The organism is Phocaeicola sp. RTP21198st1_B8_RTP21198_201120 (assembly GCF_040929485.1).
Taxonomy (GTDB): domain Bacteria; phylum Bacteroidota; class Bacteroidia; order Bacteroidales; family Bacteroidaceae; genus Phocaeicola; species Phocaeicola dorei.
Genome location: NZ_JBCOCI010000090.1, coordinates 4,849 through 19,273, shown reverse-complemented (window position 1 = coordinate 19,273; position 14,425 = coordinate 4,849). Strand labels below are relative to the sequence as shown.

The following is a 14,425-nucleotide window of genomic DNA, read 5'->3' as shown; positions in this document are numbered from 1 at the left end:
GGATAAAGAACTTTCTTTCATTAAGGAAAACGCAACACTGGTCATCGAATATCAGAAAGATAAACGGGACTTGATAGACCGTATCCCCGGATGGCAACGGGAACACGACGAACAGAAACATCTGCTCCAGCAGGAACGGGAAACGCTGAGAGTGGAAACATCTGTTCTGCAAGAAAAAATAGACCTTCTGAACAAAGAACTGGAAGAAGCGGAAGAAAATGTAAGGGAATTGCAAAAGAACTTGGAAGCCTACAGTAAGATTTCGGCATACGACTGGTACAAGCCGCATCAGGATATATTCCGTTCTGAAACCGCACAGACCATACAAACCACCAAGACTTGTATGGAGCTGATTGACGAACTGACCCGCCAAGCCAACCAATTCACACAGGTACAAAGCAAACTCCGCAAGGAAGTGAACCTTTTCACCGGACATTTTGATGAGGACAACACCTTCAAGTTCCGCGTAAAATTCAACGAGGACTGGGAATATGTACGCTTTGCCGACGAGCTGCACGACTTTGTGGAAGAGAACCGCATAGACGAGTATATCCGTCGCATTAACAATGAACATTGGGATACCTTCAAACGTATCAGTATGGATACCTCCATGCTGACTTCATCGGAAGATGATATTCAAGATGTGATCCGTGAAATCAATAAAGGTTTCGCTACCTGCAACTTTGTAGGAGTTATCCAGCGCATTGAAATGAAAGTGGAAGAGAGCAGCAACCGCGTAGTGAATATTCTACGTGAGATACAGAAATATTACCATGATTACGGCTATGACCTCTCACCGGAAACCAACCTGTTTTCCTCTGCCAAGGAGCAATTGGTAAAAGAAGAAGCGATCACTTTGCTACGTACCTTTATCAAGGAAATACATGCCTACCGCTACGACAGCATCCGCCTGTATGATTCCTTCGAATTGCGTTTCCGCATTGTGGAGAACGGCAATGATACCGGATTTATCGAGAAGATAGCCAATGTGGGGTCGGAAGGAACCGACATTCTGGTAAAAGCGATGATAAACATCATGTTGCTGAATGTGTTCAAGGAAGGGGCGTCACGCAAATTCAAAGATTTCAAATTGCACTGTATGATGGATGAAATAGGCAAACTGCATCCCAACAACATCAGCGGCATCCTGAAATTTGCCAATGACCGGAACATTATCCTTATCAACGGTTCGCCTACCGAACTGAACCGTGATGCGTATAAGCACGTTTACCTGCTTACCAAAGGAACACAGAACAAGACCCGCATTGCACGATTAATCTCAGATAAACAGCTATAAAAGCCAGTAACAACGATCTGTATATATCTATATTATAACGCACAATCTTTTTTTTGAGAGATTGTGCATTATTCTTTTTCCGTGAACATTCTTCTTCTTTGATAATTAAAGGTTATAGGCTATAAGAATTTTAATTCGGTGTATCCCAATCTAAAGTTGTTATTTTGTACGACACTTTTAAACACCATAAAAAAATAAATTATGATAAGCGAAAAAAGAAGCAGTATGCTCCATGGGGTACTCTTGATCACCCTGTTCTCATGTGCGGCCTTTTATATAGGCGAAATGAACTTTGTAAAAGAGTTATCATTCAGTCCCATGATTGTCGGTATTATTTTAGGTATGTTATATGCTAACAGCCTCCGGAATAATTTGCCTGAGACATGGGTCCCCGGTATCCAGTTTTGTTCTAAACGAATCTTGCGTATCGGAATCATTCTTTACGGTTTCAGATTAACTTTTCAAGATGTGCTTGCAGTGGGCTTGCCCGCTATTTTTATTGACACAATTATAGTAACAACAACTATTCTAGGGGGTATCCTGATAGGACGAATGTTGAAAATGGACCGGGGCATCGCACTGCTCACTTCCATCGGCAGTGGTATTTGCGGTGCGGCAGCTATACTAGGCGCTGAATCGACCATTCAAACCAAACCCTATAAAACAGCCGTGGCTGTTTCCACTGTTGTTATTTTTGGAACTATATCCATGTTCATTTATCCTATATTATATCATAATGGCACATTCGTACTTTCTGCCAATGAAATGGGTATATTCACCGGAGCGACCTTGCATGAGGTAGCGCACACAGTAGGTGCCGGCAACGCAATGGGCAAAGAAATTTCCGATGTCGCCATTATCGTAAAAATGATTCGTGTAATGATGCTGGTTCCCGTTCTGCTCATTACCAGCTTCATGGTATCCCAACCGGCAATTAAAGCCGGAGAACAAAATGGAAGTATGAAAAAAGTCTCCATTCCTTGGTTTGCTATCGGTTTCCTGGCTGTCATCGGTTTCAATTCTTTCGATTTGCTGCCGCAAAGCCTGACTGCCTTTATCAACAATGTAGATACTTTCCTGCTGACAATGGCCATGACTGCCTTGGGTGCGGAAACCAGTATCGACAAATTCCGGAAGGCCGGAGCAAAGCCCTTTGTCCTTGCCTCGATTCTCTATATATGGCTGATAGCCGGCGGATACTTTCTGGTGAAATATATGGCGCCTATATTTATGTAAAAACAATCTGTAATAACCTATAAGCAGAAAATAATAAATCATTTCATTTCAGGTATATTTTACATGTACCTGCTACGGTTGGGGTGGGGAACTTGTGAAATTCTTCCACCTTTTTTCCACAAAGAAAAGACCAGCTTTCATTCCTGCAATATTCATATTGGAGTTATCCAAACAACCGGACAAAGAACAAATTTACATCCACATTTCTCCATACAAAGAGAATAACATTAAGCATATTTGTGTAATTTCGCCCAGCAATAAAACGACAAACAAATACGCGCTATGATATTTAACCAGACTGAAAAGGAAGAGAAAGCCTATCTCATGGATATTATTGCTTTACTAGCTGCCAATATCGAACAGATGGATAAGGCCATTGAAGATAAATCCAAAGACGTAATGGAGCACAAACTCTACTTGTGGGAAAATCTGTCCGAACTGGACCGCGCCGAGAAAAGTGCGGTCCGGCAGATAGTCACCCAACAAGTAGCAGCCAGTGAGTCCTTGGCCGAGAAAAAGAAACGTTATCGCAAAATGATGGCCATTCCCTATTTCGGGCGCATCGACTTTCAAGAAAAAGGGCAACCTGAAGTCCTGCCATTATATATAGGTATCCACTCATTTTTCAATCCTCCCACCAATGAAAATCTGATACACGACTGGCGTGCCCCCATCTCCAGCATGTTCTATGATTATGAATTAGGAGAAGCACATTTCGACGCCCCCTCGGGAGAAGTGAAAGGTAACATCCGTCTGAAACGCCAGTATCGCATCCGTGACGGAAAAATGGAATTCATGCTGGAAAGTTCACTGAATATTCAAGATGACATCCTTCAGAAAGAATTGAGTGGAAACTCCGATGACCGGATGAAGAATATAGTCGCCACCATCCAACGGGAACAGAATAAAATTATCCGTAATGATACATCGAACACCCTGATTATTCAGGGAGTAGCCGGTTCAGGAAAAACATCCATCGCCTTGCACCGTGTAGCCTATCTGCTATATCGGCACAAAGGGGAAATCACGTCCAATGATATCCTGATCATTTCCCCCAATAAAGTATTTGCCGATTACATCTCGAACGTACTTCCCGAATTGGGAGAAGAAAAAATTGAAGAATGCGGCTTTGAGGAATTAATGCTCAAAATACTGGATAACAAGTATAAAATACAAACCTTCTTTGACCAGGTGGCCGAAATACTGGACAAAGAGGAAGAAAATTTTATAGAACGTATCCGATTCAAATCCACCACCGAGTTTATCCAGCAGATGGATAAATACATTCTATATTTAGAACAAAACGCATTTCGGCCAACCGACCTGAAAGCAGGACGTATCCCTATCCCTGCCGAGTACCTGAAAGAACGTTTCGCGGCATGGCACCGCCTGCCCATGCGCAGCCGTTTCCAACCAATGGCAGAAGAAATTGCCCGCGAACTGACTTTCACCTATCACCAAGAGCCGATGGGAAAAATACAGATACGGCAGTTGGGTAATGAACTGAAAAAGATGTTCAACAATAAAGACCTTGACTTGTACAAGGGATTTTATGACTGGCTGGGAAAACCGGAAATGTTCAAACAGGGTAAAAACCGGAAATTGGAATATGCGGATGTAGCCCCATTACTTTATTTGAAACTGGCCCTGGAAGATAATAAAACCATGTATGGCATCAAGCATCTGCTGGTAGACGAAATGCAGGACTATACTCCGATACAATACAAAGTTCTGGCTAAATTATTCCCTTGCCGGAAAACAATATTGGGAGATGCAAAGCAATCAGTAAATCCATACAGTTCCACCACCTGCGAACAGATCCAACGTGTATTAGTCGGCTCGGAAGTGATGAAGCTTTGTAAAAGTTATCGCTCCACGTATGAAATCACAGAGTTTGCCCAACGCATTGCCAAGAACGAGGAACTGGAAGCTATAGAGCGTCATGGAGAGGAACCGGCAGTCGCCTTGCTTCCCACAGAAAAGAAAGAGATAGAATGGATAGAAAACCTCATCACCTCTTTCCTGAAAGGAGCTGATGTATCCATGGGTATAATATGCAAAACCGTAAAACAAGCGGACAAGTTGTATGCAGCCATCAATCATTTGTCTGATAAGATCTGTTTGCTGACAGAAGAAAGTGTAGCTTTTGTCAATGGGGTGGTCATTACTACAGCCCACATGGCAAAGGGACTGGAATTTGACGAAGTGATTGTTCCATTTGTAACTGATAAAGACTATAGAACAGAAATAGACCGCAGCATGTTATATGTAGCCTGTACTCGTGCTATGCATAAACTTTATATTTCCGCATCGGGTAATATAAGTACATTTCTATCATAAGCATTGTCAAAACATCATCCATTGCAGGAATGGAATGAAATCCATCCCTACAGTGGACGAGCAAGTCTGCAAAAGGGTATTCCTCCATAAGGAACGCGTAGCTTTGTAATCTGATTCATCCTTAAAAGATCTTATCCATATCTCTAAACCTTTCCTGCCGTATGGTTAAAGGTTTTCTTCCTGTTTGTTTTATCTCCGCAAGTCTTTGGAGTTAACTCCATAGCCTTGGGAGTTAACTCCAAAGCTTATGGAGATAGAATACATCCGTATAAAAAGGCTTAATCAGGGAAGAGAAGAGGTTTATGCAGCAGGACTGGATGCAATATGTTGTTATTACAAGCCGCTTCCAATGTACGAATCATAAAGACAAAATCTTTTTTTCCCTTTCCAAATCATTTTCATTCAATTGGGGAGACGGAACCATGCAGGTACGGATACAATCTCCCTCCTGACAAGTATAGTCATAATACTTCTTTTGTAATTCTGTCAACTTATCAAGTGGAACCAGCTCCCCTTTCAGTTCCAAGAATTCCTCCATGTCTGTACTATCCCCTTGCTTTACAAACAAGATACGACGCGCTATCGGATTCCTGTTGTAATCCAGACTAAGATACAAACCTTTAAGGAACGGCGGAAAATCATACATCGGCAATTGCAGATAAATACTGAACAAAGCCATTTGCGGTGACTCACGCTCATTAAAGAAAATATACCCGTTCTGATGATTATTGAATAACCCCACTCCCCGATGAGTTGTATTATAGGCACTCATGTGAGTCACCTTCACATACGTATTATCTTCGGAAGCCTCTATCAGATAGGGTTCCACTTTAAGGCATTGGCACGAAGAAGAAAGACTATAGCTCAGATAACTTCCGCTATAATTATAAACTTCCTGCACGGAACGTTGCATCTCGGCAGTCATCATCTCCATAAAAGGATTGGTCTTTGCCTCACCATTGGCAGGTTCCAAACTGAAAAGCAACTCTTTGGTACTTGCCAAATTGCCCAACAGACGTTTTTTTGACACATTATTGACCTGCGCCAAAGCCAAATCTAATGAATCTTCTTCAGAATGTCCTTGTTTCAATGAGGTTACATAAGTGGGCAGAACGCTGGAATAAAGAGCAGACAAGACACTGGGAGCCATATCTACATAATCTGCTATCTCCTTCATTTTCAAACCATTGTTACGGAGATATTCTATTCTTCGGTATATTTCTATCAAATCATTCATTGTTCTCTTCTTCTTTATTGAATTTGCAAAATACAAGTTTTTATATGAACATACAATGACATATACATTACATTAATGTTACATCATACAACAGGTGGAATATGAAAAATATTAATCATAAAGATTCATTTTTTCTCTCTCGAAAGGCTCCTACTTTTGCTTCCGGAAACAGCAATCCAAGGATACGAGGAATGAGGTTTCTACAAAGAAAAGAAGCAAAACAATTAGTCAATATCAATTATTATAATGGAAGCAAAAAGCGAAACAAACAAACAGATATCCAGTTTCCTGTTTATTCTGTGGGCAGGAGGGGCGGCACTACTGTCATACTCACTGGTGTATGCCCTGCGCAAACCTTTTACGGCTGCCACCTTTGACGGAATGGATTTCTTCGGGATGGATTATAAAGTAGCCACTACCATCATGCAGATTTTCGGCTACCTTATTTCAAAGTTCTTTGCCATCAAGATTGTTTCAGAATTGAAACGCGAAAACCGGTTGAAATTCATGATATTCTCCGTGGCCCTTGCAGAACTCGCTTTAGTCTTCTTCGGATTACTCCCCCAACCCTTTAATGTGTTTGCCCTATTCTTCAACGGACTGGCCTTAGGATGCATGTGGGGAGTCATCTTCAGTTTCATAGAAGGACGCAAAGTTACCGATATATTGGCCAGCTTGCTGGGGGTAAGTATGGCGGTGAGCTCAGGAATGGCTAAATCTATGGGATTGTTTGTAGTCAATACATTTGGTGTCACAGAATTCTGGATGCCCGCCCTGATAGGTGGTTTAGCCTTCCCGCTCCTTATCCTCATGGGGTGGTCGCTCAACAAGTTGCCACAACCCACAGATGAAGACCGCGCTCTCCGTTCGGAACGCGTCACTTTGAACGGAGAGCAACGCAGACAACTGTTCAAAAGTTATATGCCCTTGCTGATCATGCTGTTCTTCGCCAATCTGTTTATCACTATTTTACGTGATATAAAAGAAGATTTTCTGGTCAATATCATTGATGTCAGCACTATTTCTTCTTGGTTGTTCGCACAAGTGGACGGTATGGTGACGCTGATTATTTTGGGAATCTTTGCCATGATGTCGTTAATAAACAGCAACTACAGAGTATTGCAGGTGCTTCTGGCTATGGTTATTGGTGGAGCGGGCACTATCAGCTATCTGGCTTTTAATTATGATGCATTGCAACTGCCTACCCTTTACTGGCTGTTCCTCCAAAGTCTGAGCCTGTACATCGTTTATCTTAGTTTCCAAACTCTGTTCTTCGAGCGCTTCATTGCCTGCTTCAAGATTAAAGGAAATGTGGGATTCTTCATTGCCACCATCGACTTTATCGGATATACAGGAACTGTCTGTGTACTGCTGTTCAAGGAATTTTGCAGCCCGGATATCAATTGGATGGAGTTTTATAATCAGTTCTCAGGATGGGTAGGCATTGTGTGCAGCATTGCATTCATCGGTTCAGCCATCTATCTGATGCAACGGTATAAATTGGAAAAACAGCTGAGAAAAGAAGAAAAAAATAAAAAGATCATCGTTTCACCGATGGCGTTAACCAACTTAAAGGAAACAGCAGAAAACATCTGTAACCCATAACATAAAAATAAAAGTATAACTAAATAAACAACAAACAAGAAGATGAAGAAAATTGAGTGTATTATTATGGATTGGGCCGGAACGGCTGTAGACTATGGATGCTTCGCTCCGGTAGCCGCTTTCCTGAAAGCTTTTGCCGAGAAAGGACTGACAGTGACAATGGAAGAAGCACGAGGCCCCATGGGTATGACCAAAATAGACCATATCCGTGAATTATTCAAGTTACCAAGTGTGACGGAACAATTCAAACAAAACTATAACCGCAACTGGACTGAGGAAGATGTGGTATCCATATACAAAGAATTCGAGAAACACTTGTTCGCCTCCCTGGAAGAATATACGACTCCTATTCCCGGTGTAATCGAAGTAATCGAGAAACTGAAAAGGGACGGTATCAAGATAGGTTCCACCACCGGATATACTACTTCCATGATGGACATTGTGCTGCCCGGTGCCGCCGCCCATGGCTATACCACAGACAACTGTGTGACTTCCAACAACCTTCCGGCAGGACGTCCGCAACCCTACATGATTTACCAGAACATGATTGATCTGGCCATACCTTCCGTTCAAAGCGTAATAAAATATGGTGATACGATAGCCGATATCAAAGAAGGTGTGAATGCCGATGTATGGACTGTCGGTGTGATTCTGGGCAGCAACGAAATGGGACTCACCCAAGAGGAAACCGGAAAACTGCCTGCAGAAGAATTGAACAGACGCATGGCAGCAGTCAGAAAACGTATGTATATGGCAGGTGCGCATTATGTAGTAAACACCATTGCCGAACTTCCCGAAATTATTGAAATTATTAACCATAAAATGAATTAAATGATTATGAGACCATACTTACTTTTAACCCCCGGCCCTTTAACCACTTCTGAAAGCGTAAAAACAGCCATGATGACCGACTGGTGCACATGGGATGAAGACTACAATGTTCACATCGTAGAGGAAATACGTAAAGGATTAGTACAACTGGCTACACGAAAAACAGATGACTACACCAGCATCCTGATGCAGGGAAGCGGTACTTATTGTGTAGAGGCGACCTTAGGAAGTGTGATTACGCCCAAACACAAATTATTGATTCTGAGCAACGGTGCATACGGAGACCGCATGGGAAACATTGCAGAATATCATGGAATGAACTATGATATGCTAGCCTTTGATGAAACAGAACAAGTATCTGTGGAGTATGTGGATGATTATCTGGCACACAATGCAGAAATCACTCATGTGGCAGTGGTACATTGCGAAACTACAACCGGTATCCTGAACCCGTTAAAGGAAATAGCCCACATGGTAAAGATGCATGGTAAAAAACTGATAGTGGATGCAATGAGCAGCTTTGGCGGCGTACCATTGGATGTAGAGGAATTAGGTATCGACTTTATGATCAGTAGTGCCAACAAATGTATTCAGGGAGTTCCCGGCTTTGGTTTCATCATTGCACGTAAATCCGAATTACAATATTGTAAAGGAGTATCAAAGAGTCTTTCTTTGGACATCTACGACCAATGGGATGCGATGGAGAAAGGACATGGAAAATGGCGCTTCACCTCTCCTACACATGTAGTGCGTGCCTTTAAACAAGCCATGGACGAACTGGCAGCCGAAGGCGGTGTGGAAGCCCGGCATGCACGCTACTGCCGTAATCATGATGTGCTGGTAGAAGGTATGCGATCATTGGGATTCAAGACCTTACTGAAAGATGAAGTCCAATCCCCTATCATCACTTCCTTCCTTTATCCTGACAAGGAGTTCGATTTCAAGGAATTCTATCATCAATTGAAAGAAAAAGGATTTGTTATCTATCCGGGAAAGATTTCTCAAGCAGATACTTTCCGCATCGGAAACATCGGTGATGTGTTCCCCGAAGATTTCAGCAGATTGATTGAAGCTATCAAGACCGTCGCAAAATAAAAAATAAATATAGCTTTATGACTCGGGCGCAATGATTGCGCCCGAATTTGTTTTTACCCTTCTTCCATTACAAGATCATTTGGAACCGGAGCTGCAAGACACTGAAATTCTTATCACTAATCTCCTTTATATGCTTTCCCGGCATCACCCAGCTATAAGCCAGCTTCATCCCTATATGCTTATTCATGTAATAATTCATGCCCAATGAAAAATCCTTTTGAGCCCCTCCCCATACACCGGCTTCCTCATTATTCATATCAAGCATATTAAACCTTCCACACAGCTCCAATGCCCGCCCCACAGGTCTGCCCGGACAAGCCAATGCTTCATCATACCCATATTGCCTGCCTGTCAACAACCAGGAGCATTGCACATATCCGCCATGTCCTGTATAATTTGTGAAATTCTGTTCACGCTTCACCATAGTTCGTATATACTCCCCTTGCAAAAAGAACCTCTGATGAGCGATCATTAATTCCAACCCTTGTTTCAACTGGTACTTTGCATGATCTACCTTGGCGTAAATAAGATTCCGGTTATCAATAGTGCTCACCCCCGGAGATTTATAAATAAACGTATTCTCGTCTTCATCTCCCGGCAACGCGCTATCCGGAGTACGATACACCACCGCTGCACCTATGTGTAACAATTTTCCCTCTTCGTTTACAGGGCGATATACCAAACGACCGTCTATGGCATACCCTTGTGAAACATTTTTCACATTACCCAGGTCACTGTCTGTAAAGAAACCGCCGGAAGCATAATAATGTTTTCCATTGTAGGTATAGGAGGTTCCCATCCTCCTGCTATTGGTCAAAGCCAGCACGATTCCCGGCGACTGATGAAAACGAAGGTCGTACGTACTACATAACATGTCCAATGTAAAAGGTTCATAGAATTGTCCCACCTGAATAATATGCTTGCCCGAAGTATAAGCAGCAAAGGCATCCTTTATGGAAACTTTATTCCCTACATAACCTACCTCCATCTTCATACTCCAGTTCTGATAGGTCGCTTTCACCCCCAACCGCAAGTCATTAAACTCCGTACCGTTACCAAACAGGTTGTCATTCTTTAAATAAACGCCACCATCCATAAGCATACGTCCGGTCAGTTTACATTTCAAATCCCCGGCAACCGGGTGTTGCGCACGGGTAACTAAAGCAGCAGAGGGGAATAACAGGCACATCAATGCTTTAACATAAGTCATTCTTTTCATTTTCTTCTTCTATTTTTACTTTATAGCAAAAATAAAAGGAATGACCTATACTAAAAATGAATAACCATTAATTTGATTATGAAGTTATTAGGTCCACACAAGCAGCAATATTCATTTCATATTTATGTAACAGGAATGTAACTTACATTTCCCAATAACGTTCACAAAGATTCAAATATTCCATTTCAGGCTTGTTGCCAAACACCAATCCGAAGAAAGAAGTCTTCCTCAGCTTAATCACTTTTACCTGTTCCATTAAATCACGGGATAAAGGCGGCATCTCGAAATCTGAGATCAATACGATATCCGATTCACGGAAGTCATTTCCGTTGATGATATGCGCAGCTTCCCGAAGAGCCGGCTCTATATCCGTTCCACCGTCAAAACGTTTATTCAGAAACTCCGCCAACTTGGGCATATCCCGCCCCAAATCTTCAATCAATAACGACACAGCCTCATCCGAGAAATTGATGACATAACATTTCCGATGGGTTTTCTCCGTCAGTTGCGCTATAGCCAGAATAGCCGATTTGGACAAGATCTCTCTGTCTCCCTGCATGGAGCCGGAAGTATCTACACAGATGATATAAGGTCCTTGTCCCGAAACCTTATGCTTGTCATCCTTTACCTGTTCCGTTACCTTGGACTGGTAATCGAACAGTTGCAATCTCTTTTCGGCATATCGTTCCATAAATACGGCACGCAGCGCATCATCAGCCAGATAACAATACTCGATGGGCAACAAACTATTCAGGTCATTTCCCAAAGTCACCCCTGTGATATCACTATGCGGAGAGTGTCTGATCAGCCTCTTTTTATCTACCCCCGACAAAGAATCGTATTTTTGTTGGTCCCGATGCTTCTTGCCCAGCAAACGCGCCAATTGTTGGATAGCCGGATTGCGCTTCATCACTGTTTCATACGGAAGTATCCTCCGGTACAAATCAGGATAATTATGAAGCAACCACTCCATGCGCGAGCCCAACAGTTTGTTACCCGATTCCTTTCCTTGTTTCCGGATCAACAAATCAAAACCTTCACATAAACTGTTTATATGCATGTACTGATAGTCATACTCTTTGCGGGTAAGCAACTGATGCCATTTATCCAAAAAAAACTCCTTGGTCCGGGTTCCCTCTCCTTTCCATAAAGAAGCATTCTCCAACAGGCTGATATAATAGTCAATATTCAGTTCCGCCAGTTCATACCTCTTTTTGAAAGCACCGCGCATCTGCTTCAAATATTGCAAAAATGCCATATCCGGCAGATGTTCCGAAGAGTAGAAAGCCTCCCACTCCGGAGTGTAGCGGGAATAATATTCCTGCAAAGAAGGTGTGGTACGCCGATAGTACATCAACACTTTCTCTTCCAGTTCGCGTTGACGCACCACCCCGTTGCTTACATCCTCCTCGTATGCTTTGAATGTCCTATCTTTCAGTTCCTGAGAATAGATTATCTTCAGATCTCTCAACCTTATATTCCTGGTTCTCTTTTCGGTACGCATCTGCCATTTCGTTCAAATCATTCTTATATCGGTCTATGGTATTCTTCTGGTGGCGAAGCATCCTCCGCATGGAAGCCCGCTGCTTTTCGCTGAGAAATAAATGCTTCTCATAATATTCCGTTTCCGCATCCAGCAGCCCGGACCAATCCTTCTCCACTCTGTCCAACGCTTCGGCCACCGATTTATATTTGGTTCCGAAATCCTCCTGCTCGGGTTCGGGTGGCGGTGGAGGACAATCCTCATAGCACATCAAGTGATATTCATAATTATTGATATAAATGGAACGAAGCCCTTTTTTCAGCGTATATATCTTATTACGCGGAACTTTGGCATGGAGTATGGAATCATATTTCTTCAGAATACAGCAGTTGGCCTTATATTTATCCTTATGCAAATAAAATAATTTACCGGTCTGATCCAGATGTTGATAGTCGGCTGCAAAAATAAGGAGGCGCTCTTTCATCCGGACGCCCTCTACCTGGTAATAGTAAGTATCAATGACCTGTATGCCCGGATCGTTCACTTCACGCAAACTGTGTTCGGACGATTGTCGGTCTTTCAGTTCTTCAATGTCCTGTTCCAGCCCTTTTATATTCAGCAGATAGCCTTCGGCACTTTTCTGAATGGCAGCGTTCACCATCTCCTCTGCCGCCTCCATCTGATCCATCTCACTCCAAAGGCAATAGGACAGCAATGTACAATCCGAAAGGCGGATAGTGTCCGATCCATTCAGGAAAGCAGAAGCTTTCAGCAGCTTCACCATTTTCTTCCACCGACGGTCCGACACATACAGAGGAGACGACACACCCCCCTCATTTTGTATCTGGAGGTTATATTGCTCTATCCGGTCCTTCAAGGCATGAATCACTTCGAAAATAGAGTAATGGATTTTAATGGCAGCCATCTCCTTTTCCCACCGGATGTATTCCTCATCGGTGATCTGCAGTTGCTCGTCCACCACCGGTTCCGTTTCATCCGTAGAGGAAATCATCCGGTCAAATTCTCCCATATCCTCAATGCCTCCCACCAGACAGCGAATCAGGAAACGATCCCACAAGGCCTCCAGTCCTTGTCCTTGGGCGGGCAGTTCATTGGAAGCGGCAATCAGCCCCTTCAGTGGAACATGAATGGAGAACTGTCCGTTACGGTATATTTTTTCATTGATAATGGTGAGCAATGCATTCTGAATGGCCGGTCCAGCTTTCCATATCTCGTCCAGGAAAGCAATGGTGGCAGAAGGCAGATAGCCATCGACAATACGCTCATACGTATCTTCGTCTTTCAGTTTGGAAATGGAGACAGGGCCGAATATTTCGTCCGGCGTACTGAATCGTGACATCAGATATTCAAATGCGGAAGCGTTGCGGAATGCCAGTTTCAGCCGGCGTCCTACCATACTTTTTGCTACTCCCGGAGGGCCTAAAAGGAAAATACTTTCTCCTGCCACAGCCGAAAGCAGAGCAAGAGCGACAATATGTTCTTTCTCAAAAACCCTTTCATTCAGTTGTTGTAACAGAGATGCTATACGAGGTTTCAATGTATTCATAAAAATTATCGACTAATAATGATCAACTAGTGGCGTATTAACCACCAATCACTCCTTGTTTCTTATGCAAAGATCTGAAAAAAGGATGTATTTCTTATTAGAATGTATTTTTTCTTTTGCTGAATTACTGTTTTTTTCATGATAGATTGGATAAGTTACAGTGACAAGGTTTATATCTTACACAAACATTTAGTATTTTCTCCACTAAATTGCGTACCTTTGCAACTTCAACAACAAACAATGATTCCAAATGAAAACAAACTTGCTTTCACCCGATAAAGACCCGATGGGAGCTGCCATCGCCGATTATTTCAACCACCGCAAAGCAGATAAGTTACGTGTATTTTCCTCACAGTTCGAGGAAGACGAAATACCCATGAATCAATTATTCCGCCCTTATGACGAAATGCCGGAACTGGAACAGATTGCCTTACAAATAGCCGAAGGAAATATTCTGGACGTAGGAGCCGGAAGCGGCTGCCATGCACTGGCCTTGCAAGAGATGGGAAAAGAGG

At 42.7% G+C, this 14,425-nt stretch carries 9 protein-coding genes and 2 pseudogenes; 7 read left to right on the top strand and 4 right to left on the bottom strand.

Translation table 11 applies throughout. The annotated features are described in order from the left end of the window. From AB5935_RS20840 to AB5935_RS20830, 3 genes and pseudogenes are all read left to right on the top strand, one after another. Positions 1-1,297 (top strand): annotated as a pseudogene (locus AB5935_RS20840) (ATP-binding protein); the annotation flags it as partial. A gap of 201 nt (positions 1,298-1,498) precedes the next feature. Beyond that, on the top strand, positions 1,499-2,533 hold the full coding sequence (locus tag AB5935_RS20835; RefSeq protein WP_007838616.1) for a YeiH family protein: 1,035 nt from the start codon (positions 1,499-1,501) through the stop codon (positions 2,531-2,533). 282 nt (positions 2,534-2,815) lie between these two features. Beyond that, the gene (locus AB5935_RS20830) at positions 2,816-4,873 is read left to right on the top strand and encodes a HelD family protein (protein ID WP_038609394.1); all 2,058 of its coding nucleotides are present in this window, start codon (positions 2,816-2,818) and stop codon (positions 4,871-4,873) included. Between the two features lie 358 nt (positions 4,874-5,231). On the opposite strand, the gene AB5935_RS20825 is transcribed toward AB5935_RS20830, so the two are convergent. Beyond that, on the bottom strand, positions 5,232-6,110 hold the full coding sequence (locus AB5935_RS20825) for a hypothetical protein (RefSeq protein ID WP_007852171.1): 879 nt from the start codon (positions 6,108-6,110) through the stop codon (positions 5,232-5,234). Between the two features lie 246 nt (positions 6,111-6,356). Here AB5935_RS20825 and AB5935_RS20820 point away from each other — a divergent pair, with 246 nt between their 5' ends. From AB5935_RS20820 to AB5935_RS20810, 3 genes are read left to right on the top strand one after another with little or no spacing between them, the layout of a single operon-like run. Next, positions 6,357-7,715 carry a DUF5690 family protein gene (locus tag AB5935_RS20820; protein WP_007838575.1) on the top strand — a complete coding sequence of 453 codons (1,359 nt, stop codon included), beginning with the start codon at positions 6,357-6,359 and terminating at the stop codon, positions 7,713-7,715. Positions 7,716-7,757: 42 nt separating this feature from the next. After that, on the top strand, positions 7,758-8,546 hold the full coding sequence (gene phnX, locus AB5935_RS20815) for a phosphonoacetaldehyde hydrolase (RefSeq protein ID WP_038609391.1): 789 nt from the start codon (positions 7,758-7,760) through the stop codon (positions 8,544-8,546). A 6-nt stretch (positions 8,547-8,552) separates the two neighbouring features. Then, positions 8,553-9,641 (top strand): 2-aminoethylphosphonate--pyruvate transaminase, encoded by a 1,089-nt coding sequence (locus AB5935_RS20810; protein ID WP_007844090.1) that lies wholly within the window; start codon positions 8,553-8,555, stop codon positions 9,639-9,641. A gap of 67 nt (positions 9,642-9,708) precedes the next feature. Here AB5935_RS20810 and AB5935_RS20805 read toward each other — a convergent pair whose 3' ends face one another. From AB5935_RS20805 to AB5935_RS20795, 3 genes are all read right to left on the bottom strand, one after another. Next, the gene (locus tag AB5935_RS20805; protein ID WP_007838572.1) at positions 9,709-10,860 is read right to left on the bottom strand and encodes an OprO/OprP family phosphate-selective porin; all 1,152 of its coding nucleotides are present in this window, start codon (positions 10,858-10,860) and stop codon (positions 9,709-9,711) included. A 142-nt stretch (positions 10,861-11,002) separates the two neighbouring features. Continuing rightward, positions 11,003-12,364: a vWA domain-containing protein gene (locus tag AB5935_RS20800; RefSeq protein ID WP_008673349.1), complete on the bottom strand. Its 1,362-nt coding sequence runs from the start codon at positions 12,362-12,364 to the stop codon at positions 11,003-11,005. Next, on the bottom strand, positions 12,288-13,910 hold the full coding sequence (locus AB5935_RS20795; protein ID WP_007838568.1) for an AAA family ATPase: 1,623 nt from the start codon (positions 13,908-13,910) through the stop codon (positions 12,288-12,290). The genes AB5935_RS20800 and AB5935_RS20795 overlap by 77 nt, the downstream gene beginning before the upstream one ends. Positions 13,911-14,160: 250 nt before the next feature. Between AB5935_RS20795 and AB5935_RS20790 the strand changes: the two are divergent. After that, positions 14,161-14,425 (top strand): annotated as a pseudogene (locus AB5935_RS20790) (SAM-dependent methyltransferase); the annotation flags it as partial.